Origin of the sequence: Paenibacillus sp. 276b, assembly GCF_900107875.1 — a bacterium.
Classification (GTDB): domain Bacteria; phylum Bacillota; class Bacilli; order Paenibacillales; family Paenibacillaceae; genus Paenibacillus; species Paenibacillus marchantiae.
On record NZ_FNRR01000004.1, the window covers coordinates 526,513 to 551,082 of the forward strand.

At 47.0% G+C, this 24,570-nt stretch carries 23 protein-coding genes and 1 other RNA gene; 22 read left to right on the forward strand and 2 right to left on the reverse strand.

The window, feature by feature from the left end:
- The first annotated feature begins 6 nt into the window (after positions 1 to 6).
- The 16 genes from BLV50_RS21565 (at position 7) to rnpB (ending at position 16,456) form a co-directional block, all read left to right on the forward strand.
- Positions 7 to 978, forward strand: a complete 972-nt coding sequence (locus tag BLV50_RS21565; protein ID WP_063567030.1) for a PhoH family protein — start codon at positions 7 to 9, stop codon at positions 976 to 978.
- 15 nt (positions 979 to 993) lie between these two features.
- Positions 994 to 3,243: an HD family phosphohydrolase gene (locus BLV50_RS21570; protein WP_063567029.1), complete on the forward strand. Its 2,250-nt coding sequence runs from the start codon at positions 994 to 996 to the stop codon at positions 3,241 to 3,243.
- A 33-nt stretch (positions 3,244 to 3,276) separates the two neighbouring features.
- Complete coding sequence (gene ybeY / locus BLV50_RS21575; protein WP_063567028.1) at positions 3,277 to 3,774, forward strand: rRNA maturation RNase YbeY; 498 nt, start codon at positions 3,277 to 3,279, stop codon at positions 3,772 to 3,774.
- Positions 3,774 to 4,145 (forward strand): diacylglycerol kinase family protein, encoded by a 372-nt coding sequence (locus BLV50_RS21580; protein ID WP_063567027.1) that lies wholly within the window; start codon positions 3,774 to 3,776, stop codon positions 4,143 to 4,145. The genes ybeY and BLV50_RS21580 overlap by 1 nt, the downstream gene beginning before the upstream one ends.
- 289 nt (positions 4,146 to 4,434) lie before the next feature.
- A complete protein-coding gene (locus BLV50_RS21585; RefSeq protein ID WP_090809928.1) occupies positions 4,435 to 4,848 on the forward strand; it encodes a cytidine deaminase in 414 nt (137 codons plus the stop codon).
- Between the two features lie 41 nt (positions 4,849 to 4,889).
- Positions 4,890 to 5,789, forward strand: coding sequence for a GTPase Era (gene era / locus BLV50_RS21590; protein WP_063567025.1), 900 nt, complete (start codon positions 4,890 to 4,892; stop codon positions 5,787 to 5,789).
- A 104-nt stretch (positions 5,790 to 5,893) separates the two neighbouring features.
- The gene (locus BLV50_RS21595) at positions 5,894 to 6,034 is read left to right on the forward strand and encodes a YqzL family protein (protein ID WP_079696207.1); all 141 of its coding nucleotides are present in this window, start codon (positions 5,894 to 5,896) and stop codon (positions 6,032 to 6,034) included.
- Between the two features lie 33 nt (positions 6,035 to 6,067).
- The gene (gene recO, locus BLV50_RS21600) at positions 6,068 to 6,820 is read left to right on the forward strand and encodes a DNA repair protein RecO (protein WP_063567024.1); all 753 of its coding nucleotides are present in this window, start codon (positions 6,068 to 6,070) and stop codon (positions 6,818 to 6,820) included.
- A gap of 408 nt (positions 6,821 to 7,228) precedes the next feature.
- Complete coding sequence (gene glyQ / locus BLV50_RS21605; RefSeq protein WP_063567023.1) at positions 7,229 to 8,116, forward strand: glycine--tRNA ligase subunit alpha; 888 nt, start codon at positions 7,229 to 7,231, stop codon at positions 8,114 to 8,116.
- Positions 8,109 to 10,184, forward strand: coding sequence for a glycine--tRNA ligase subunit beta (gene glyS / locus BLV50_RS21610; protein ID WP_090809930.1), 2,076 nt, complete (start codon positions 8,109 to 8,111; stop codon positions 10,182 to 10,184). Before glyQ ends, glyS begins: the two co-directional genes overlap by 8 nt.
- Before the next feature lie 207 nt (positions 10,185 to 10,391).
- Positions 10,392 to 10,880, forward strand: a complete 489-nt coding sequence (locus BLV50_RS21615) for a YaiI/YqxD family protein (RefSeq protein ID WP_063567021.1) — start codon at positions 10,392 to 10,394, stop codon at positions 10,878 to 10,880.
- Between the two features lie 47 nt (positions 10,881 to 10,927).
- Positions 10,928 to 12,748, forward strand: a complete 1,821-nt coding sequence (gene dnaG, locus BLV50_RS21620) for a DNA primase (RefSeq protein ID WP_063567020.1) — start codon at positions 10,928 to 10,930, stop codon at positions 12,746 to 12,748.
- A 43-nt stretch (positions 12,749 to 12,791) separates the two neighbouring features.
- On the forward strand, positions 12,792 to 13,931 hold the full coding sequence (gene rpoD / locus BLV50_RS21625; protein WP_053781258.1) for an RNA polymerase sigma factor RpoD: 1,140 nt from the start codon (positions 12,792 to 12,794) through the stop codon (positions 13,929 to 13,931).
- 184 nt (positions 13,932 to 14,115) lie between these two features.
- The gene (locus BLV50_RS21630; protein WP_063567019.1) at positions 14,116 to 14,874 is read left to right on the forward strand and encodes a tRNA (adenine(22)-N(1))-methyltransferase; all 759 of its coding nucleotides are present in this window, start codon (positions 14,116 to 14,118) and stop codon (positions 14,872 to 14,874) included.
- Entirely contained in the window at positions 14,850 to 15,965 is a 1,116-nt protein-coding gene (locus tag BLV50_RS21635; protein WP_072734500.1) for a Nif3-like dinuclear metal center hexameric protein, read from the forward strand. Before BLV50_RS21630 ends, BLV50_RS21635 begins: the two co-directional genes overlap by 25 nt.
- Before the next feature lie 81 nt (positions 15,966 to 16,046).
- Positions 16,047 to 16,456, forward strand: an RNA gene (gene rnpB, locus BLV50_RS21640) — RNase P RNA component class A.
- Between the two features lie 237 nt (positions 16,457 to 16,693).
- Here rnpB and BLV50_RS21645 read toward each other — a convergent pair.
- Positions 16,694 to 17,923 carry an aminotransferase-like domain-containing protein gene (locus BLV50_RS21645; protein WP_090809932.1) on the reverse strand — a complete coding sequence of 410 codons (1,230 nt, stop codon included), beginning with the start codon at positions 17,921 to 17,923 and terminating at the stop codon, positions 16,694 to 16,696.
- A 109-nt stretch (positions 17,924 to 18,032) separates the two neighbouring features.
- On the opposite strand from BLV50_RS21645, the gene BLV50_RS21650 reads away from it, so the two are divergent.
- Positions 18,033 to 19,553: a MocR-like pyridoxine biosynthesis transcription factor PdxR gene (locus BLV50_RS21650; protein ID WP_090809934.1), complete on the forward strand. Its 1,521-nt coding sequence runs from the start codon at positions 18,033 to 18,035 to the stop codon at positions 19,551 to 19,553.
- Positions 19,554 to 19,637: 84 nt separating this feature from the next.
- Positions 19,638 to 19,895, forward strand: coding sequence for a hypothetical protein (locus tag BLV50_RS21655; RefSeq protein ID WP_064636406.1), 258 nt, complete (start codon positions 19,638 to 19,640; stop codon positions 19,893 to 19,895).
- A 96-nt stretch (positions 19,896 to 19,991) separates the two neighbouring features.
- Here BLV50_RS21655 and BLV50_RS21660 read toward each other — a convergent pair whose 3' ends face one another.
- Positions 19,992 to 21,869 carry a S8 family peptidase gene (locus tag BLV50_RS21660; RefSeq protein ID WP_063567015.1) on the reverse strand — a complete coding sequence of 626 codons (1,878 nt, stop codon included), beginning with the start codon at positions 21,867 to 21,869 and terminating at the stop codon, positions 19,992 to 19,994.
- Positions 21,870 to 22,157: 288 nt separating this feature from the next.
- Between BLV50_RS21660 and BLV50_RS21665 the strand changes: the two genes are divergently transcribed.
- The 4 genes from BLV50_RS21665 (at position 22,158) to BLV50_RS21680 (ending at position 24,508) form a co-directional block, all read left to right on the forward strand.
- Entirely contained in the window at positions 22,158 to 22,664 is a 507-nt protein-coding gene (locus tag BLV50_RS21665) for a YpuI family protein (RefSeq protein WP_063567014.1), read from the forward strand.
- A gap of 167 nt (positions 22,665 to 22,831) precedes the next feature.
- Positions 22,832 to 23,050 (forward strand): DUF1540 domain-containing protein, encoded by a 219-nt coding sequence (locus tag BLV50_RS21670; protein WP_064636410.1) that lies wholly within the window; start codon positions 22,832 to 22,834, stop codon positions 23,048 to 23,050.
- A gap of 34 nt (positions 23,051 to 23,084) precedes the next feature.
- Positions 23,085 to 23,504: a hypothetical protein gene (locus BLV50_RS21675; protein WP_371121652.1), complete on the forward strand. Its 420-nt coding sequence runs from the start codon at positions 23,085 to 23,087 to the stop codon at positions 23,502 to 23,504.
- Positions 23,505 to 23,746: 242 nt separating this feature from the next.
- A complete protein-coding gene (locus tag BLV50_RS21680) occupies positions 23,747 to 24,508 on the forward strand; it encodes a lytic transglycosylase domain-containing protein (RefSeq protein ID WP_090809936.1) in 762 nt (253 codons plus the stop codon).
- Positions 24,509 to 24,570: the final 62 nt, after the last annotated feature.

The window sequence follows — 24,570 nt, forward strand, 5'->3', positions numbered from 1 at the left end:
GGCTATTTGTCAGAGCAAACACGCAGCATACGAATCTCCCTACAAAGTGCGGGAGAGGGTCAATCTCTTTTTGGACCCCAAGATATTTTTCTGAAACTGATTGAATCTGAGATTCCCGCCCAAATCGCATCCCGTGAAGCGGAGATCGTGATCCATGGCAACATCCAGAATGTGGAATCGCTTGAACAATTATTTGATGTGTTGTTGCAATTGGTACGTAACGGATATGTGTTAACCGAAAGGGACGTTAAGTATGCCATTGAGCTTGCAAAGGAACTGCGTGCAGACCAGCTTCTGGATCTGTTCAAAGGCGAGATTACAACGACGTACCGTGGGAAGCCGATCCGTGTTAAAACGATTGGACAGAAACACTATGTAACTACAATTAAAAAACGTGATGTTGTATTTGGTATCGGTCCAGCCGGTACAGGTAAAACGTATCTTGCTGTTGTCCTGGCTGTGGCAGCAATTAAGGAAGGAAGCGTCAAGCGGATCGTGCTCACAAGACCTGCTGTTGAAGCGGGAGAGAGTCTTGGTTTCTTGCCTGGTGATCTTCAGGAAAAAGTTGATCCTTATTTGCGGCCGCTGTACGATGCTTTGTACGATGTTATGGGACAAGAGCAGACTGCGAAGGCACTGGAGCGCGGTTTGATCGAAATTGCACCTCTTGCCTATATGCGGGGACGTACACTGGATGATTCGTTTATTATCCTGGATGAAGCTCAGAATACGACACCGGAGCAGATGAAAATGTTTCTGACTCGTCTCGGTTTTGGTTCCAAAATGGTTATTACCGGTGACGTGACACAAATTGATTTACCGCGCGGCAAAAAGTCAGGGCTTGTGGAAGCCAATGCAATACTGGGCCAAGTGGAAGAGATTGGATTTGTCTATTTTGCCGAGCAAGATGTTGTACGGCACTCCCTCGTCCAGAAAATCATCGTCGCCTATAACCACGCCGCAGAAAATCAAGAATAGAAAGGGATTGTCTCGATGACCTCGAAGGAACTGTCAAAAGGCAAATCTTTTCAAAATAGAGCTACAGGATGGAAGTATAGCGTGTGGGCACGCTATCTTCTGTTTTTGTTTCTGGTGATCCTCTTCTACGTGAGTCTTGCTTCCAAGCTACTCCCAGAGCGGTATGATATTCAGGAAGGCACACGAAGTGAAGTGAATATTGCTGCGCCCATGCAGATCCCGAATACCAAGGCTACACTGAAAGCACAAGAAGAAGCCGCTGAACGTGTACAGCCAATGTTTCAGATCGTGCAGATGCGGAACGAAAATCTGATGACGACTCTGCTTGATCGTATTGATCGACTGAATCAGGATGATCAGATTTCCAGTCAGGACAAGATTGACATCTATCGTGATGAAATACCGCAGCGTCAGAAAGATTTTGTTTCCAATTTCATCAACAACAACCGGAAAGCGGGTACATACTCCGAAACTCTGTTGGAAGAGATCAGAAATGTGGTACAGGAGCAAAGCTACCGCATCCCGGAAGAGACATATATCAAAATTTCACGTCTGACTTCGGATGATATTCAGGAGATGAAGGCCGTTGCTCGGGATATCGTCTCCAGATTAATGACCGACCAGATTAGTGAGGCTACAACAGCTCGTGCCAAAGTGGCCGAGATGGTGAGTGTGAGCTCCCTAAGCAAGCGTACGCAGCGTGAAGTTGTACAGGAGCTTGCTCGTCTTGTGGTAACGTCTAACCGCTTCTACGATGAAGAGGGTACAAAAGAAGCTAAAGTACAGGCTCGTGAGAACACTCAAACGGTCTTTATCAAGCAAGGAGATACGCTTGTTGCCAAGGGTGAGATGATTACCCCGGAGATGTACACCCTTCTGGGCGAGAACGATTTGCTGAAAAACGAAGTGAACTATTGGCCTCAGCTTGGACTGCTTATGCTGTCTTGTCTGTTGTCGGCAGCGATTCTCATGTATATTCAGCAATTCAGCGGAACGCATTTCAAATATAATAATGCTCAACTGCTGATGCTTGTTCTCATATTTATTATTACGATTGTAGTTATGCATGTTACGGCGATACTCCAGACCAGTGAGAATTCATACGTAGGCTTTCTTGCCCCTGTTGCCGTAGGAGCAATGTTAATTGCATTGCTGCTGGATACATCGCTTGCCTTTGTCTGCTCGATTATTATCGGCATGCTGTCGAGTATTATTTTGAATACACATCAGGGTCAGATTTTTGACTTTGAACTTGGATTCTTCGCGGTGTTGGTATCGTTTGTTGCGATCTTCGCCACCCATCGGGCAAGTCAGCGGTCTACGATCCTGAAAGGCGCCATTATGGTCTGTCTGTTCGGATCGATCGCAGTCTTCACACTGGCTCTGATTGACTCAAGTGACTGGAATCGGACGACAACGCTCTATGGCATTGGATTTGCGTTTGCCGGAGGCGTACTGACCGCCATATTGGTTATTGGGCTAATGCCATTTTTCGAAACCTCATTTGGCATCTTGTCTGCGCTGAAGCTGGTGGAACTGTCTAATCCCAATCACCCGCTACTACGTAAACTGCTAACAGAGACACCGGGAACCTATCACCACAGTGTGATGGTAGGAAACCTGTCAGAAGCCGCCGCAGAGGCGATCGGTGCCAATGGGTTGTTATGTCGGGTCGGCTCGTATTACCATGATATTGGCAAGACCAAGCGACCGATTTATTTCATTGAAAATCAAAACAATATGGAAAATCCGCATGATTCGATTGATCCAAAGCTGAGCAAGTCCATTATCGTGGCTCACGCACGCGATGGTGTGGAAATGCAGAAGGACTACAAGCTGCCGAGGCCTATTCGGGACATTGCTGAGCAGCATCATGGAACAACCTTCCTGCATTACTTCTATCACAAAGCACTGCGTCAGGCTGAGGAAGCAGGAGTAGAACCTGATTTCACGGAAGATGATTTCCGTTATCCGGGTCCCAAGGCTCAGTCCAAAGAGTCGGCGATTGTTGGCATTGCTGACAGTGTGGAAGCTGCGGTCCGTTCCTTGCGGAAGCCTACTGTGGAACAAGTGGAGTCCATGATCGAAAAGATTATTAAAGGTCGACTGGACGATCATCAGTTTAACGACTGTGATCTGACAATGCGGGAGCTGGATATCGTCGCCAAGACCCTTAAGGAAACCGTCATGGGCATATTCCACTCCAGGATTGAGTATCCGGAAGAAATGAAGAAACCGAAGCCTACCTCGCCTGAAGCGGGTTGATTCGCTAATATAAGAAGACAGGAGTATGAAAGAATGAGTCTTAACCTAGCATGGAATAATGAACAACAGGATAAAGAAATCACCGAACCGATGATCGCAATGTTGGAGCAGCTGCTGAACCTTGCAGGGGAAGCAGAGGGTGTTGCGGACGGGGAAGTGGCCCTGACTTTCGTAGATGATGAGCAGATTCATGAGCTGAACCGTGACTATCGCGGCATTGATCGTCCAACAGATGTATTGTCTTTTGCAATGAATGAGACTGTGGATGAGGAACTGGATATCATCTACGAACTGGACGAAGATGAAGAAATGGAAGAAATGCCGGATGTTCTGGGGGATATTATTATTTCTGTTCCACGGACCATCCTGCAGAGTGAAGAATATGGGCATTCATTTGAACGTGAGCTCGGGTTCCTGTTTGTTCATGGCTTCTTGCACTTGCTTGGATATGATCATCAAGATGAAGCCAGCGAAGCCGAAATGATGGGCAAACAGGAAGCGGTACTCGCCCAAGCCGGGTTGACACGATAATGAAAAGGCGCTCCTGGGGGATGGTATTCCGCAATGCTGCGGAAGGAATCGTATACGGGTTGCGGACTCAGCGGAATGTAAGAGTTCATACAGGAGTCGCCATTTTGATGTGTGCAGCCGGCTTTTTTTTCGGGATTTCCAGAACGGACTGGATGTTTGTACTGACAGCCGTTTTTCTGGTTCTTGTGACGGAGCTGATGAATACAGCTGTGGAAGCTGCTGTAGATCTGGCGCATCCGCATATACATCCGCTGGCAAAAGCGGCGAAGGACACCGCGGCCGGTGCAGTTTTGCTGGCTGCGGTGTTCGCCGTCATCATCGGGAGTATCGTTTTCATTAAACCGGTGATGAGCTGGCTGGGTTTGCTGTGATTTTGTTTTTGTTTTGATTTTAATATTACACACAAATTATAAAGTTGGACTCATTTTTAAGTTGAACTTCTGGTTTGCACAATAACGGAGAGGTCAGAAATAACCTGTAGAAGCGAAGCGTTCGCCTTTATCACCGGATTTTCACTTTGGAAAAGGGAATCAATAAAATCCGGGGATAACAGCGATCGTAAGGTTGTTCTGACAGCGGAGAGGCCAGTGCAAATATTTTTAAGTTGAACTTAACTCATTGAGTGCAACTTTATAGTACACCCTAAGGGAGAGATTAATTATGGATAATGATTTGTTGATGCAAGAAGCAATTATGGCACGTACGAAAGCGTATACGCCTTATTCTCATTTTGGTGTAGGTGCAGCTTTGCTTGACAGTGAGGGACATGTGCATCATGGTTGTAATATTGAGAATGCTGCTTATACGCCAGGCAACTGTGCTGAGCGTACAGCCATGTTCAGTGCGATAGCAGGAGGTAAGCAACCACGCAGTTTCAAAGCCATTGCCATTGTAGGAGATACAGACGGCCCGATTGCTCCATGCGGCGTATGTCGTCAAGTGATGTATGAACTGTGTGAACCGAATATGAAAGTTATTCTGGGTAACATGAAAGGTGATCTGCAGGAGACTACAGTTGCCGAGCTATTGCCATGGGCTTTTGGACCATCTGATCTGAACTCTGCTAAAAAGTAAAAACCAATATATTCCAGGCCTAGGCGCCTGAGGAGGAACATATGAAAAAACAAGCATTCAAATCCGGCTTTGTAGCCATTATTGGACGTCCCAATGTAGGTAAATCCACACTGATGAACCAAGTCATTGGACAGAAAATTGCGATTATGTCGGACAAGCCACAAACGACTCGTAATAAGATTCATGGTGTTTATACATCGGAACACCAACAAATCGTTTTCCTGGATACGCCAGGGATTCACAAACGTCAATCCAAGCTGGGCGATTACATGAACCAGACCGCTTTGAATACGCTCGGAGAAGTCGAAGCTGCTCTGTTCCTGATCGATGCCTCGGAAGGCATGGGCGGTGGTGACCGTTATATTGCAGAACAATTGAAAAATGTGCGGACGCCTGTCATTCTTGTCATGAACAAAATTGATAAAATTGAGCCGGAAGCATTGCTTCCGCTGATTGAGGAATATCGCAAGCTGCATGATTTCGCTGAAATCGTACCTGTTTCTGCCATGCTCGGCAGCAACGTAAGTACCTTGCTTGAGCAGCTCGGCAAGTATCTGCCGGAAGGTCCGCAGTACTATCCAGATGACCAGGTTACAGACCATCCGGAGCAGTTCGTTTGTGCTGAGTTGATTCGGGAGAAAATTTTGCAAATGACGCGTGAAGAAGTGCCTCACTCCATTGCGGTCACGATTGAGGATATGAAAGTACAGGACAACGGCGTCGTTTATATTTCTGCCGTCATTTTTGTGGAGCGTGATTCGCAAAAAGGGATCATTATCGGTAAACAGGGTGCCTTGCTTAAAGAAGTGGGGAAACGTGCCCGCCATGATATTCAAAACCTGTTAGGTTCCAAAATCTTCATGGATCTGTGGGTTAAAGTGAAAAAAGACTGGAGAAATCAGGATCGAGTTCTGCGTGACCTTGGCTTTGGCCGCGACTAATCGTCGGAATTGTATCCAGTAATTGCAACACATAGTTTACCTTGCAAGACTCCATCCTATCTGGTAGAAGCAGACGTCATTTCCGAAGAGAGGATGAAATTCCGATGCGAGATTTTTCGTGGAAGGTTTTTGCGATGACGGGGGATGTGGAATCCTATCTGTTGTATGCTGAGGCATGTAGCTCAGTGGGACAGGAGTCGGAACCTGCAAGGGAAGTGATTGAAGATGAAGAAGCCGAAGGTTAATTGGCTAATTCGGGAATGGTTAGGTGACGAGGCATGCTATACAGGGTGGAAGGGATTGTCATCCGCAGCATGGACTACGGCGAGGGAAACAAAATCATTACGCTTTGCACCGAAAGCGGCGGGAAAGTAGGGGTACTCGTCCGCGGTGCCAAAAAGCCCAAAAGCCGACATGCTGCACTGGTGCAGCCATTTACGTACGGTCAATATGTATATTTTCGTAACACCGGTCTGGGAACACTAAACGCAGGTGAGATCATCGAATCTTATCATGAGCTGCGTGAAGATCTGATTAAGGCCTCCTATGCATCTTATGCTTGTGAACTGTTGGATCGTGTGTTGCAGGATGAAGAGACAGGTACGTTCTGGTTCAAACAGTTGAAAGCCTGTCTTCAGGCGTTGAAGGAAGAGAAAGATCCGGTCGTCATCACAAGCCTGTATGAAATGAAAATATTACAGGCAGCCGGGTACGGACCTCAGCTTGATGATTGCATTTCTTGTGGTCACGAGCGTCCGGATGAGCAATTATTTGTTAGTCCAAGGCTTGGAGGCGTTCTGTGCCGTGCTTGCAAACACTTTGATCCTCCGGCGATGTCCGTGAGTCCGAAGGCGTTGAAACTCTTGCGTCTGTTTGCACAGCTGGATCTGCAAAGGCTTGGTAATATATCGGTTAGCGAAGGCACCCGGGATGAGATCAAAAAGATCATGCGGGCCTTTATGGATCATCAACTTGGCTTGAATCTAAAATCCCGTTCTTTTCTTGATCAAATGGAAAAGTACGGGATTTGAGTCGTCTTGATGTGAAATAAGTAATATATCTTGACTTCGTACTTATTTTTATATATTATGAACTATAATTTCTCTTTTGGAGACATGCATTGAACGAGAAAGTAGGAGACTTGATTTATACATTCAGGAGCAGAAGAGGTCGGTTGACCTTACTAATCTTGTGTGAGCGAGCCGGGGATGGTGGGAGCCGGGTTGAATCGGTCTGTGAAACGGCACTCGGGAGCATGAATGACACGGAAAAGTGGGCTTGAATGAACAGGCTCTCTGTTTATATCTAAGCCAAGTAGGGTGGAACCGCGGGAATAGCTCTCGTCCCTATGTCTGTATAACAGGCGTAGGACGAGGGCTTTTTATTGTCTGTACCGTTCTAGGCTTGTTCATCACAAACCATCGAAAAGGAGCATGATTATGAATTTTCAGCAGATGATTCTCACGCTGCAACAATTCTGGGCCGCGCACAACTGTATTATTGTTCAACCATATGATACGGAAAAAGGGGCAGGTACGATGAACCCGATGACCTTTTTGCGTTCGCTTGGACCTGAGCCTTGGAAAGTAGCTTATGTAGAGCCGTCCCGCCGTCCTTCGGATGGTCGTTATGGAGAAAATCCAAACCGTCTCTATCAGCATCATCAATTCCAGGTTATTATCAAGCCTTCGCCAGACAATATTCAGGAGATTTACCTGGAAAGTCTGAAACAGTTGGGTATTGATCCGCTCAAACATGATATTCGGTTTGTTGAAGACAACTGGGAGAACCCTTCCCTCGGCTGTGCTGGTCTTGGCTGGGAAGTCTGGCTGGACGGTATGGAAATCACCCAATTTACGTATTTCCAACAAGTCGGTGGAATCGAGACGAATCCGGTAGCAGTTGAAATTACGTATGGTATGGAGCGTCTTGCTTCGTACATTCAGGAAAAAGAAAATGTGTTTGAGTTGGAATGGGTAGACGGAATTACATATGGTGATGTGTTCCGTCAGCCTGAATTCGAACACTCCAAATATACGTTTGAAGTATCTGATGTCAAAATGTTGTTTACGCTCTTCAACATGCATGAAGAGGAAGCGAACAAGGCTATGGCACAAAATCTAGTTTTCCCGGCATATGACTATGTGTTGAAATGTTCGCATACGTTCAACCTGTTGGATGCGCGCGGAGCAATCAGTGTAACGGAGCGTACTGGGTACATTACCCGTGTCCGTAATCTGGCTCGTCAAGTGGCTGCAACATATGTGGAAGAGCGTGAGAAGCTCGGCTTCCCGCTGATCAAGAAAGGGGGAGCTGAGCATGTCTAAGGATCTGTTATTTGAAATTGGTCTGGAAGAAGTGCCTGCACGCTTCATGCGAGCAGCAATTGAACAGCTGCAGGATCGTGTCGTGAAATGGCTGGATGCATCCCGCATTTCTTACGGTGAAGTGAATGCCTATGCCACACCGCGCCGATTGGCTGTTTTGATCAAAGATGTTGCCGAGAAACAGGAAGACGTGGAGGAAGAAGTTAAAGGACCTTCCCGTAAAATAGCACTCGACGACAGTGGTAACTGGAGTAAAGCTGCACTCGGATTTGCCCGTAGTCAGGGAGTTGAACCGGATCAGTTTACATTCAAGGAACTGAGCGGCGTGGAATATATCTACGCGACCAAGAGCAGTAAAGGCGTTGAAACCTCATCTGTGATCGGTCAGGGTTTGCTGGCTATACTGCATGCCATGACGTTCCCGAAATTCATGCGTTGGGCTTCGTATGATTTCAAATTTGTGCGTCCGATTCGCTGGATTGTTGCTCTGCTGGGCAGCGATGTTATTGAATTGGAAGTTGCAGGTGTGAAGTCTGGCAATGTAACACGTGGACATCGTTTCCTCGGAAAAGAGGCGATCATTTCGGATCCCGCTTCGTATGTGGAAGTGCTTCGTTCCGAGCATGTCATTGCGGATATCAAAGAACGTGAGCACATGATTGTATCCCAGATCCAGGCACTGGCTGCCGAGAAGAAATGGGATATTGCGATCAAGGAAGATTTGCTGGAAGAGGTCCTGTTCCTGGTTGAGACACCAACAGTGCTGTTCGGAACATTCGAATCTTCATTTTTGAATATTCCACAAGAGGTACTGATTACTTCGATGCGTGAGCATCAACGTTATTTCCCGGTGCTTGATAATGATGGACAATTGCTGCCATACTTCGTTACGGTTCGTAACGGCGGTAGCGATTCACTGGATGTCATTGCAAAAGGAAACGAAAAGGTACTTCGTGCACGTCTGTCTGATGCCAAGTTCTTCTACGAGGAAGACCAGAAGCTGGAGATTAAGGATGCATTGTCGAAACTGGAAAGTATCGTCTTCCAGGAAGAGCTGGGAACGGTTGGAGATAAAGTTCGCCGTATTCGCAAAATTGCGGATGGTCTGGCTAGCAAGCTGCAAGTACCAGCCGATGTAGCCGAAGCGGTGAATCGTTCTGCGGATATCTGCAAATTCGACCTTGTTACACTTATGGTGGGAGAATTCCCTGAACTGCAAGGTGTGATGGGTGAGGATTATGCCCGTAAAGCTGGTGAAAAAGAAGAAGTGGCCAAAGCGGTATTTGAGCACTATCAGCCACGATTCGCTGGAGATCAATCTCCTGCTTCGCTCGTTGGTGCTATTGTGAGTGCTGCGGATAAAATGGATACAATTGTAGGATGTTTCTCGATCAATATCATTCCTACAGGATCTCAAGATCCTTACGCGCTGCGCCGTCAGGCAGCAGGGATCGTACAAATTTTGCTGGATCACAATCTTCCGCTGACATTGTCCGATGTATTCGGCGTTGCACTTCAAGTGCATGCTCAGATGAACCTGTTGAAACGTGCGGATGAAGAGGTTCGTAAAGATTTGCAGGACTTCTTCGGTCTTCGTGTGAAAAAACTGTTGTCGGAAACGGTCCGTTATGATGTTGTTGACGCAGTGATTTCTTCCGGATTTGATGATATCAGCGCGGTAGTTCCAAAAGGTGAGGCACTCATGGCAGCTGTCCAAACGGGAGATGCCTTCAAAACAACCGTCGAATCCTTCAACCGTGTCGGTAATCTGGCTGCCAAAGCATCCAATGCTTCGGTACATGCAGAACTCTTCACAGAAGAAGGAGAGCGCCAGCTGCACGAAGCATGGAGCAACACCAATGAGGAATATCGTCAGGTATTGTCTCAGCATGCTGCTGCTGAAGCGCTCGCGATTGCATCAGCTTGGAAGGAAGCTATCACCGTATTCTTCGATTCGGTTATGGTTATGGCTGAAGATGAGGCTGTGCGTGCGAATCGTCTGGCATTGCTTGCAGCCATTGACCGTGATCTGAAAGCTTTTGCTGATTTCTCCAAATTGGTCTGGTAGTCGGGTCCTTTTCTGCTCCGAGTGGACAGATCTGCGGCAAAGCATAAATTCAGTATTAAAGAAGGATATATGAGGGTATAAATATACGGAACGGATTGTGAAAAATTTATATTTACAGCCGTTCCGTATTTTAGCCTTTGATTTCCATTGACCGGTCAGAAGGATTTTGACTGGCTGGGGTCGTATATTACAATATGCAGCTATTTTATGAAACCGGGTGGTCTGGCTTTGAGTGAGTTGAATGTACGCCACATTGTTGTGGATGGTGATGCTTGCCCGGTCAAGGCTGAGATCGCAGAAACAGCTCTCCAATTCAAAGTTCCTGTGTTGATGGTTTCTTCATTTGATCATTTTCTTCAGGGCGGAGAAGGAGTGCGCACCGTTCAGGTAGATCGAAGTGATCAGAGTGCAGACCTTTACATTGCCAATCACATCAAGCCATACGATGTGGTCATTACACAGGATTATGGACTGGCGGCGCTCGCACTTGGCAAACGTTGTTATGTTTTATCATTTCGTGGTCGTGAATTTAATGATCGTGACATTGATTTCATGCTGGATTCCCGTCATACTGCCGCCAAAGCACGAAAAAGAGGACATTATGGAAAAGGCCCAAAGCCTTTCACAGAGCAGGATCGGGAAATTTTTCAACATAAACTGACAAAACTTTTGAAAGATTTGCAGGAGAATGTGTAAGTTTATCGAATAATATTTACGTGTTAAAGAGATGAAGGTGGACCAAGATGAGTACCGGACAAGGCGGTATACCCGAAAGCATTATTGAATCGGTGTTACAGCAGCATGATATCGTCGATACGGTGAGCCGATTTGTACATCTGACCAAACAGGGGAAATATATGAAAGGCCTCTGTCCTTTTCATTCTGAGAAGACGCCTTCGTTTACAGTTACGCCTGAGAAACAAATTTTCTATTGCTACGGTTGCGGCACGGGTGGAAATGCCATCAAATTTAGGATGGAAATCGAAGGGTTATCCTTTCCCGAGGCCGTCAAGACGATGGCAGAAGAAAGCCACATTTCAATGGGGGACTGGCAGGGGCGTGAATCGGCTCATGTTAATCCAGAAACCGAACGTTTATTGGAAGCATATGAGCTTACCGCGAAGCTGTATCATTTCTTATTGAAAAATACAGAGCACGGTAAAGTGGCTATGGAATATTTACGCTCACGTGGGTTTAGCGACAAACTCATTGACCAATTCCAGATTGGCTATGCGCCTAATCGCTGGGATACCTTGGTACAATTTCTGGAAAAGCGCGAATTTCCGCTTGAAGAGATGGAAAAGGGTGGTTTACTGTCACAGCGAAACGAAGGTCAGGGTTATGTGGACCGTTTCCGAGACAGGGTGATGTTTCCGATTAACGGCAGGAGCGGAAAGCCGATTGCATTTGCAGGTCGCATTTTGGGAGACGGGCAACCGAAGTACCTAAATTCACCGGAAACCCGGTTATTTAACAAAAGCCGTGTTCTCTACAATCTGCATCATGCCAAAAATGCAATTCGCAAACAAAGGCAGGCCATATTGTTCGAAGGGTATGGGGATGTTATCTCCGCCTGGGATCAGGATATCCAGAATGGTGTAGCGGCAATGGGTACCGCGCTCACTGAGAATCAGGCATTGATGCTTAAAGGCATGTGTGATGAAGTCATTGTATGTTATGACGGTGATCGAGCTGGACAGGCTGCGGCGCTCAAAAACTTCCCTATACTCGAGGAAGCTGGGTTACAGGTCAAAATTGCTCTGATTCCGGATGGACTCGACCCGGATGATTTTATCCGAAAGCATGGTGGCGAACGGTTCCGAAACCAAATTGTGGATGGCGCTGTAACGACTACAAAATTTAAGCTTATAAACCTTAAAAAAAACCATATACTGCTAGAAGGCGGCGGACAAATCGCTTATTCCAAGGAAGCGGTGAAACTTATTGCTCCATTGTCTTCTCCTACAGAACGGGAAGTATATCTTCGGGAACTGGCTGCGGAAGTGGACGTATCATATGAAACACTGAAGCAGGAGTGTAATGAAGAACGGGAGGCCATGAAAAATAACCTCCAGTATGGGGATAATAACCCGAAAAGGTGGAATAATGGTAGGCAACAAAATAGGCAGGTGCCTACACCCAATCTGTTGCCAGCTTATCACGCTGCTGAACGCAAACTTCTCGCCTGGATGCTTCAGGATGATGAGGCTGCCCAGTACGTGAATGAGCATCTTGGTGAAGCTTTTAACTTGGATGATCATGCAGCTATTGCTGCTTATCTATATGCCTATTATGCGCAAGGCAAACCGTCGGATACAAGCCGTTTTATGTCTTCACTTCATGACGACCGACTGGAAAAGACGGTCAGTTCAATCTCAATGATGGATGGTCCAGGTGAATGGAGTATTCAAGCACTTGACGATTGCATCAGGGAAGTGCTGAAGTATCCGCGTAAGAAAGAGTACGATCTGAAAAAAGAAGAAATGATTGCTGCAGAGCGGGCAGGTGATTCTGTACGCGCGGCACAAATTGTACTTGAAATGATTGCCCTAGAGAGACAGTGAACATCAGAATGTTGGATGTTTCTAGGGAGGAGGGAGTCGAGTTATGGCGAATGATCAGCATACTGAACTAGAAACAGAATTGACGCTGGATCAGGTTAAAGATCAATTGATTGAATCAGGTAAGAAAAGAGCTTCGTTGAACTACAAGGAAATTATAGAAAAACTCTCCCCGTTTGAGCAAGACGCAGAGCAGATGGATGAGTTCTATGAACAACTGAGTGACCTGGGTATTGATGTCGTGAACGAAAATGATGAAGAGGTAACCCTTCGCCCTAGTGAAGATTCCGAGAACAACACCAGAGAGGGAGACGATGAATTCCACTTTGATGATGATCTGAGCCTTCCACCAGGAATCAAAATCAACGACCCTGTTCGGATGTATCTCAAAGAAATCGGTCGTGTACCTTTGTTGTCTGCGGATGACGAAGTGCAACTGGCCAAACGGATTGAAAACGGGGATGAAGAAGCGAAACGTCGTTTGGCTGAAGCTAACCTTCGTCTCGTGGTCAGCATCGCCAAGCGTTATGTTGGACGTGGAATGTTGTTCCTGGATCTGATTCAGGAAGGTAACATGGGTCTGATCAAAGCGGTTGAGAAATTCGACCACAAAAAGGGTTATAAATTCAGTACGTATGCGACATGGTGGATTCGCCAAGCGATCACCCGTGCGATTGCTGACCAGGCGCGTACGATTCGTATCCCTGTTCACATGGTGGAGACGATTAATAAGCTGATCCGGGTATCCCGTCAGCTGTTGCAGGAACTAGGGCGTGAACCGACACCGGAAGAAATCGCTGCCGAGATGGACCTGAGTGTGGAGAAAGTTCGTGAGATTACGAAGATTGCTCAGGAACCGGTTTCCCTGGAAACACCGATTGGTGAGGAAGATGATTCCCATCTGGGTGATTTCATCGAGGATCAGGAAGCATTGGCTCCGGCGGATGCTGCTGCTTATGAGTTGCTGAAAGAACAGCTCGAAGATGTCCTGGATACATTGACTGAGCGTGAAGAGAACGTGCTTCGTCTGCGTTTTGGTCTGGACGATGGACGTACAAGAACGCTGGAAGAAGTGGGCAAGGTATTTGGTGTTACGCGTGAGCGTATTCGTCAAATTGAAGCCAAAGCTCTTCGCAAATTGCGTCACCCTAGCCGCAGTAAACGGCTTAAAGATTTCCTCGAATAACATCACTATGGGAGACTTTCCGCAAGACGCTTTAGCGGCGGCGGGGTCTCCTTTATTTTTAAATTGAACATCTGAATTTCTTGGTTTTGGTAATTCATCCTTGAAATGTTTTATTGGATTTCATTTTATCGCTTTTCGTTGTTCAATGCAAATCAATAAATTAAATGAATGGTGTAGGTGCTTCATGAAACTTTCGAATCGATTACAGCGGATACATGATCAAATTCCCGAAGGCAGCCGCTTGGCTGACATTGGCTCAGACCACGCTTTGCTTCCAGTTGCGGCAGTACGCAGCGGGAAAGCAGCAGGTGCAGTAGCCGGAGAAGTCAACCCAGGCCCTTATGAAGCTGCACGCAAGCAAGTCAGCGATGCAGGCCTGAAGGAACGAATTACAGTACGTCGTGGAGATGGCTTGGATGTCATCTCTGCAGGAGAAGTGGACGTTATCACCATTGCCGGTATGGGAGGAGCACTCATTGCCTCCATTCTGGACCGTGGCCTCTCCAAACTGGATGAGGTCAAGCTTCTTATTTTGCAGCCTAATGTTGGTGAGGATATTCTCAGACGTTGGTTGTTGGAGCATCACTGGGTGGTCGTTGCAGAACAGCTGCTTGAGGAAGATGGCAAAGTGTACGAGATTATTACAGCAATGCCGCAAGAACTCAGTCCGATCGCCAATGAGGAAGTGTATCGCTCACGTCCGCTTGAAGGCGGAGTGGAATTGACATCAGATTTGCTGCTGCGCATGGGGCCTTATTTAACTGACCGTCCAACGGATGTGTTTTTTGCCAAATGGGAGAGCGAAATCGTCAAGCTGCAAAGTGTCGCGCAGTCCATCTCCAAATCTGATCAGGAGTCTTCTCGGGACAAGGCGGCTGAGGTGGAGCGTCTTATTGTGAACTTGAAGGAGGTACTCTCATGTTTGCCAAAGGTCAAACTGTAATTCAATTGATGGAGCAGCTTGCTCCCAAACATCTGGCTGTGCCGGACGATCGGATTGGTCTTCAGCTTGGCAGTTTGCAAAAGGAAATTACGCACGTTCTTATCGCACTTGATGTTACGAACGAAGTTGTAGACGAGGCCATTCGGATTGGAGCCAATCTGATTATTGCGCACCATGCCATCATTTTCCGTCCGGTCAAGTCATTGAATACCGATACACCCATGGGGAAACTGTATGAGAAGCTAATCAAGCATGATATTGCGGTGTACATTAGTCATACCAATCTGGATGTGGCTGAAGGCGGCATGAATGACTGGATGGCCGAGGCCATTGGTATTGAGAGCAAGGAATCACTTGAGGATGTACATACAGATCATTTGTTCAAACTGGCTGTATTTGTACCTCGCACCCATCATGAGCAGGTACTCCAGGCGGTTCTCGAAGCGGGTGCTGGCAGTATTGGGCAGTACAACAAGTGCAGCTTCAATACCGAGGGCACAGGTACTTTTGTACCGGGAGAGGGGACACAACCTTTCATCGGTACAGAGGGGCAGATGGAGCGTGTAGAGGAAATGCGGATTGAGACCATTGTACCGCAGAGTCTGCGCAGCAAGGTTGTACAAGCAATGCTTAAGGCGCATCCGTATGAGGAAGTGGCCTATGACCTGTATGCAATGGATTTAAAAGGCCGTACGCTGGGTCTGGGGCGCTTGGGACCACTCAAACAACCAAAGACACTCGGTGAGCTGGTGGAGGTCGTTAAGGCCCAACTGGATGTGCCATACGTTAGGGTAGTAGGTGATCTCAATCGGCAGATCAAAAAAGCAGCAGTGCTTGGCGGTTCAGGTAGCCGTTATACTCTTCCTGCACGATTCAAAGGTGCCGATGTCATCGTAACTGGAGACATTGATTATCATACGGCTCACGATGCGCTGATGGCGGGTATGTGTATCATCGACGCCGGGCATAATGCCGAGAAAATCATGAAACCGAAAACTGCGGATTGGCTGCGCTCACGTTTGGAAGACAAACGTTATGACACGCAAGTGACTGCATCGGAGGTAAATACGGAAGTATTCCAATTTATCTAAAAGCACTCGGGTTCAATGCTTCCTGTAAGATTAAGCTTGTTTGTAAACTAAAATGCCTGTATACTATGTAATGTTGTTCGGAAAGCTTGACAGACAATCGCTGGTGGCCTTCGTTGCCACGAGAGGAAAGTCCGGGCTCCACAGGGCAGGATGCTGGATAACGTCCAGTCAGCGCGAGTTGAAGGATAGTGCCACAGAAATGGACCGCCGATGGCCGGATTTTCCGGCACAGGCAAGGATGGAACCGAGGTGTAAGAGACCCCGAGGAACGCTGGTGACTTCGTTCCTGGTAAACCCCATCTGGAGCAAGACCTAATGGGACACAGTCGACTCTTCGGAGAAGGCAGCCTTAGCCCGAGGTGTGTCTAGGTTGGTCGCTTGAGCTGTGCAGCAATGTATGGCCTAGATAGATGATTGTCGCTTGTGGTGGGAGGGTAGTTCCCGTCTGAACCACGAAGAGCACAGAACCCGGCTTACGGTAAGCTTTCCTAACTACAACACAAACTGTAACAAGTGCAGTCCACTATCAGTCACGGGCAAACAGAACGATTGTACCTGATGTGCCTGACTGATCAGAAGGATGCGATTAAACTTCAAAAGAATTCCTGCACTTGCAGGTCATATAAATAAGGCGTCAGACTTCGAGCTTTCTCGGGTCTGACGCCTTATTTTTGTGTTATTCGTTGGAATGAGAAATTGTTCCTAATGATACAGTGGATGACAGTTCGTTACAGTGTAACTACACTGTCTGACTGTAATGATGCATGCCAGCGTTGAATGGCACGATCCATACGCTCTACAGCCTCGGGAAGCAGATCTGGATCCGTATGAGTAAAGTTGATCCGCATACGGTTCAGCTCCGGTGTACCCGCATAGAATGAATCCCCTGGTACAATACATACTTTTTCCTGAATTCCATAGGTAAACAGATTGCTGGCCAGCATGCCCTCAGGCAATTGCAGCCACAGGAACATTCCGCCTTGCGGTGAGTTCCAAGAGATACCTTCCCACGATTTTGCAGCCATGAGAGTGGTCATTTTTTTCATCCGTTGTTCATAATCCTGTGAAATATTGCGAATATGGCCGTCCAGATCGAAAGATTCCAGTAGTGCATGAAGTGCTCTTTGGTCGATGCTGCTGGAATGCAAATCTGCCCCCTGTTTGGCGCGGGCAGCTATTTGGATAACATCCGGAGCAGCCAGTATCCAGCCAGTGCGGAGGCCAGGAGCAACTGTTTTGGAGAATGTGCTGGTGTAGATGACATTGGATGGACCCTCATAGGATTCCGCATCCAGTTTCGCCAGTGCAGGGGCATCTAGTTGTTCCGGTTTAAAGCGGATTTCACCATAAGGATCGTCTTCCAGGATCAGTACCCCATATTTCCGGCACAGGTCTACGGCTTGCTGACGTCTGGCGCGACTCCATACTTTACCTGACGGGTTGGAGAACGTAGGGTTAATGTAAACGAGCTTTGGACGATGCAATTGCAGCTGTTCCTCCAGTGATTCAGGCAACATTCCGTCATCATCACAGGCAACACCCTGCGCCTCAGCCTGATAGGAATGAATGACTTGAAGGGCAGCCAGATAGGTTGGTGATTCAACTAGCACGCTGTCGCCTGGATCGAGCAAGATTCGGCACACCAGGTCAATGGATTGCTGGGAACCTGTAGTCAGAAGCATATGATTAGGTGAAGCGGGAATGCCCTTGGATTCAAGACGTTCTGCAATTTTGGCACGTAGTGGTCGGAAACCTTCCGTCTCTGCATATTGAAGAGCCGCTGAACCACCCATGAATACCTTTTCGTATGCGTCACGGATGGCTTCAAGCGGGAATGATGACTGGGCAGGTAAACCGCCGGCTAGAGAAATCATTCCAGGCGCCTGTGCAGCCTGTAACATGTCGCGAACGACAGAGGACGGGGTATTTTGTGCCATTTTGGACCAAGGGATATTCATATTATTCTCATCTCCTGTTATTCACTGTTATACTGATATTATAAACTATAATAGACGGACTGCAGTATAACAGTAAAATGCTGATCATAACAGTTGGGAGGGTGCATGTGTGCATATTGAATTGAAACGGGGAAGCAGCACCAAATTGTATGTTCAGATTGCCCTTACACTTGCTGACCGAATAAGGTCTGGACTAATCGAGCCTGGAACCCGTCTGCCGTCTGTTCGTAAAATGACCACAGATCTGGGCGTCAGCCTGGTCACTGTGTCCAAAGCCTATGCCGAGCTTGAAGCCATACAGCTAATTACGTGTTCCCAGGGGAAGGGTTGTTATGTACGGGGGGCGCATGAGCTGGAGATAACGGAGGATATGGAGAGGACTCACCGCACTCATGCAAAAAATGAATCCAGCACACCTTGGAACTGGCAGATGGCCCTTGTGGATTATTTGCCCCGAGCTCAGCTCTGGAGACATTTTGATGCATCTCCACAAGTTAGATATGAGCTGCATATGTCGGCAATTCAGCCTGAATTGTTGCCAACCCGAGAGATTATCGATAGTGCGTACCGGCTTTCCTCGGATCATCCAGAGCGCATGGCTGCCTATGGGTCTTTTCAGGGAGATCGCGAACTGCGTCAGACGTTTTCCGGGCATTTTGCGGAAAGAGGTTTGCGGGTAATGCCCGAACGGATGCTGATTACGAGCGGTACCCAGCAGGGAATCGATCTTGTCGCGCGTACGTTTGTTGGTCCTGGTGACGTCGTATACATGGAAGCACCAAGCTATACCGGAGCAATAGATGTGTTTACAAGCAGAGGAGCAAAGATTATTACGGTGCCGATGGATGACGAAGGTATGCGTATAGATCTGTTAACCCGATTATGTGATACATACCCGCCCAAGTTGATATATACCATTCCTACGTTTCACAATCCTACAGGCATTACGATGAGTGCCAAACGGCGTGCGCAACTGCTTAATCTTGCTCAAAGTTATCATTGTCTCATCCTGGAGGATGATCCGTTCGCCGATCTGTATTTCCGTGATCCTCCCCCTGCTTCCATTAAATCCATGGATGGGACAGGGCATGTGATATATATCAAAAGCTTCAGCAAAGTACTGTCTCCAGGCTGCCGTGTGGCGTGTGCGGTTGCAGAAGGAAGTGTGCTCACCCGACTTGTTGCAGCCAAATCCACTGCGGATCTCGGGAGTCCGCTGCTTACACAAAAGGCCTTGCAATCATTCATACAGCATCAATACAGTGCGTATACAGCGCGATTGAGGGATGAGTTATATTCCCGGCTTCTTGCCGCATCAACGGTACTGGAGGAACATGGTTCTCCCGGGATGTACTGGACTTTGCCTGATGGTGGACTAAACTTGTGGCTGCAATTGCCTGATGGTTTGGATATGCGTGAACTGCACCGCCAGTCGCTTGCCGCAGGTGTTTCCTTTTTACCTGGCTCTGCCTGTTATGTAGGGGAAACGGATACGGCGACTCTGAGGATCTGCTTCACGGTTACGAATCAGGAGCTGTTATGTGAAGGTCTACGGGTATTATGCAGGGTTATTAAGAACATTACCCCTCAACAGGGTGGGGCTAAAGCGGACAGGCTCCCGCTTATTTAATTTTTGGAACACGGACATACATCCAATCCACATTGGACCCAGTGCAATACGTTATAGTATCACTTGAAAGGGAGTTGGTTTGAAATGAACCATTTCTGTCCACCGCTTTGTCCGATTGTTTGTGACCCAATCCAGGTTGTTGAAGATTATTACATCCCACAAATCGTACCCGTAATTCACCCGATCGAAGTCATCAAAAAACATCACTGTGTGCCGATCCATCATCACATGTATCCTGTCGTGGTCAAAGAAGAAGATCCTTGTTATGTTTCAAGCCACAACGGTAAGAAAAAATCCGTGAAAAAATCAAGCAAATCCCGCACAACTTCTCGCAAGCGCTAGTCGCAGCGGGTGCCCCGGGGAAATAGGTAAACATACCAAAGAGCAGCATACGCCCCGGGGCGCAGCTGCTTTTGTTTTTTTATATCCAGTGTACGGTTATTGTTTGATGTACTTTTTCATTGTATTATCCATTTGCTGTCTCACATGTTGTGGCCAGAATTGAAGTGGGGCACTGTTGCCAGAGGCCGCCTCCAATGCTTTAAACACATCGATTTGACCATAACCGAAATACTTGTCATGACCTGGGTCTCCGAGATCTATGACGCTTTGACGCATGAGATCCATGACTTCTGTGTTGGTCAGATCAGGATTGAGTGAGCGAATCAAGCCTGCAAGTGCCGCTACATGGGGGCTTGCCATCGACGTTCCGGACAAGGCTGCATATTGGTTGTTCGGATACGTACTTGCAATGCTGGAGCCTGGAGCCGTCACATCGACGTAATCCCCGTAGTTGGAATAGGAAGCTTTGTTCATGTCGGCATCCGTAGCGGATACCGCAAATACTTCTGGATAAGCGGCAGGGTATCCCGGACGCTCCGTATTATCGTTACCGGTCGCTGCAATTAATACGATGTCGCGATCAAAAGCGTATTTGATAGCATCATGAAGAAATTGGGCATCTGCGTAGTTACCCAGACTCATGTTAATGACCTTGGCTCCATGATCAGCGGCCCAAATGATGCCTTCTGCTACAGCATAGGTTGTGCCTGACCCCGAATTGTCGAGCACTTTAACAGGTAGTACCTTGTTATACCAGCTCATGCCTGCTACACCTTCGTTGTTATTCACAACAGCGCCGATGATGCCTGCTACATGTGTACCATGTCCTACGTCATCAAGTGGTTTGCTCGCTGGATCGACAACGTTATAACCTTTCAGCAGCTTGCCCTTCAAATCAGGATGAGTCAGATCGACGCCGGTGTCTACCACGGCAACGATAACATCCTTGTTGCCCTTCGTAATATTCCAGCCACGGTTAGTCTCAATGGCTGGCAGGTTCCATTGGTAGTCGGAGAACAAAATATCATTGGGCACGGTTACATCTTTTTGTTCAGGTACAGTTTCATTGGTTAAATACATGTAGTGGGGTTCCATATACAGCGGATTCCATTTACGTTCGAAATAAGCATGTAATTGTTGATAATTCATATTTTCCGACCGAAAAACATACGTGTATCCCAGCTTGCGTGCCGATTGCGTCCGCAGGTCAGATTTAATGATGCGCATATCCCGTTCACCTGGATCCTGACGGAAACGGATGACGATTTCATTTTCGTAAAAATGGCTGGCATTGGCATTATCATGTCCTGTTTTTACAGTGATTTCTTTAAGGGTGTCGGGGTGCACAGACTCGATTTTGAATTTACCTTCACGCGGATAAGGGATCATGCGCAAATTTTTGCGCTGATGCTGTTCCACGGCATTCAGTACATTTTGGCTAAACAGAGCGATGACGGCACGTTCTCCATCCTTGGAAGGTTGCGCCATAACAAAAAACTTTTCCTTGCCGAGAGGAAAGGAAGAAGATTCGAAGCTTTGACGTTTGCTCACAGCTTTTTTGGCTAGGGCGAGAGAATGTTCCAGCTTTTGCTGTTCCATCTTGCTTCCTTTTGCTGCTGTTTTGTCAAAGTGCCGGCTGCGAGATCCCTTGGTATTCATTACATCAATAGACCTTATATGATCATGTGTTTGTTGTAGCTCTTTAACGTATTGACTTATTTGCACATCGTTCATTTTGGAGGTCTTATCAAGCATGATGTTAAGGTGTTGTTTGGCATCCGCACGGGTCAGCAGATCGGTTGATTTTACATCCTGAACTTTAAGACGTTGTTTGCTCGCATGCTCCTCGTGTGGAGAATCGGGCATGGCACTTGGAGCAGGAACAGGGCGATTGGACGTCGGAAGCAAAAGCGTCAAGGCAAGTGCGCCCGCACCCGCGGCAATGGCCCAGTTAACCCATTTCGGTCTGGACATAGGGGATGGAACCTCCTCGTTTATTTTGACAATCATCTTACAGTGCTCTGATTTCATCGTTGTCACTGGATATATCTATCGTTAGGAAAAGCGGTTATTTTTATGCAGGTGAACATCAGGTGAGCTGTGTGTAATGGGCATGTTCAGGGGCAGAAAGGGAAAGCCTGATTAAGGGATACCGCTCGTCATCTTTTTATGGTAGGATAGTACCTGAGAATTCAAGGTCAGGGGAGAATCTCCCGTTGGCCGATCTATATGTAAGGACTTATTTAAGGGGGAGCTACCTTTATGTCAGCAGCCAATGTACAGAAAACATGTGAGTCAACTAGGGAAAAGTTAAAACCGGCTATCGATCGGATCGAAAAATTTTTGAATGAAAATGCCTTGCCTGAACTGGATCAGAATCAGACGGAGGAGTCATCAGCCTTCTACAAAGGATTTCTTTCGGATCTCCGTCATTTGCTCGTTTTTTCTGAAGTTTCTTACGAAAAACTTGGCGTTGTGCTGCGTCGTGCCAATTTTGATGTCGATTTTGCCGAAAAGGCTCTCTATAACACATACCATCAAAGCATAAACAGCTTTTTTTATCCTAAAAATGAATGTTACTCCGAAGATGGAAGATATGCTTACACTGGTCAGGATGCGATCCGATTCCGTGATAAGCCAATTCGTGCAGTACGGGATGTTATTCTTGAAATATCAAAAACGTACGAAGAGTTGCGTGATGATCTGGCCTTTTATGAAAGTGACTACCTCACGCAGCGTCGGATGCAAAATCAACGCAATCACGCGTAAATACATTTTTTAACTTATATGCGAATTGGAGAAAACCGCCCTTGTGGCGGTTTTTTTGCGTGTTCTTTCAACTGGCATCGCGGATAAAGGAGCATGTCATCATCTGGCATTTCGTTGGAGAATAGCCGATTTACGGTGCGGAGACAATAGATGTCGAGGTGATAAAAATGAGCCAAGAGAAGCCGATCGTCAAATGCAGTGTTGCTAACTGCCACTTTTGGGGAGAAAACAATTTCTGCCAGGCTGATGCCATCATGATTGACATTGACCAACATGCCACCCGTCGCTTACATGAGGAATTTGCCGGAGAGACCTTTGATTCTGATCATCATGATCATGCCCGTACTTCATCTGCAACTTGCTGTCACACATTCAAACCGAAATGAGCAGTCATTCCCATTTATATGGAGGTGCTTTGCATTGAATAATGACCGTAGAGATGATCACCCGTTGCAACGTCCAAAAACGACTCCGTTAGATGAAAAGCAGCGTCAGCGTGTAGATTATCCAAGACGTAGCCACAGGGAAGAGTATGGTGCAGAGGTAGCGCCCCCAACAGGTTCTATTCGAACAGAACCTACGGAAAGAACCGATCATACCCCTGTGAAGCGTGAAGATGACGACGGTGTCATGAAATCTACTGGCCGAATCTCCGGATATATGGGTCTGGCCTTTGGTATCGCATCCTTATTTATGTGGTCCATTGTCCTTGGTCCAGCTGCAGCGGTACTTGGTTACTATGCTTACGTCAATGGCCGGAAAACGGCGGGTGCGTGGTCCATTGGACTTGGCGCAGTGGCAACACTTAGCTATTTCTTCATGATTCCATTCGCCCGTTAATAAAGCAAAAACATGATCTGATTATCAGTACAAAAAATGATAACCGAACTGGATATGAGTTGGTTATTTGCAGCCTTCTGCTTCCACCTTACTTAAGGGGTGATTGCAGAAGGTTTTTTCGCATATACGCAATGAAGTTGTAAAATCGGTCTATTTTTTTGAAAACAATGGAACCTGCCTGTAAAATAATGTAGAATAAAGTCATAATCTACGTTTACATTATACGGGAGTGAATATAACTCATGCAGATTGATCCGCGCGCGTCGCGGCAGTTGCTGGAACTGCAATTGTCCAATAGTCTCAACGAAACAAATGCATCGGATGGAAACTCCGCTTCAACAGTGGATTTTGCCAGTATGATGGACGGGCTGCTCGGGACGAATTCAAATACTTTGAACAATACTAGTACCGTAGGCGAAGAAGTGAATTCTGCTGCGATCTCCAAACGATCCAGTGACGGTCTGTTGTGGCTGCAACTGGGCAGCATGTATAACCCGGATGCAAGTTCTGTTTCTTCCTCGAACAGTAATGTGGTTTCTTTATCTTCCCTGTTAAATACTGGAGCAGTCGATTCGGGTGCATCTGTACCTACAGATTTTGAATCTTTGATTGCCTCAGCGAGCGCCAAATATGGGGTGCCTGAATCTTTGATCAAGGCGGTTATTGATACAGAATCCGGTTTCAATCCAAATGTAGTGTCTTCCGCAGGTGCCAAGGGACTAATGCAGTTGATGGATGGGACGGCAGCAGGGTTGGGAGTAAGCAACGCTTACGATCCCGCTCAAAATATAGATGGTGGAACCAAATACCTTTCTCTCCAGCTCCAGCGTTTTGGTGGCGAGGTGAAGATGGCACTTGCTGCTTATAATGCCGGACCGGGACGGGTTTCGAGTCTGGGTGTATCGAGTGACGCTGAACTGATGAGTGTACTTAACCGCCTCCCTTCGGAAACACAGGCTTATATCTCCAAAGTGGAGAAAGCACAGTCGAAATATTCGGTATAAATGGTATAGACCAAAGAAATGGCAACACAACAGTACGCCCAGGAAGAGATCAAACGCGGGAA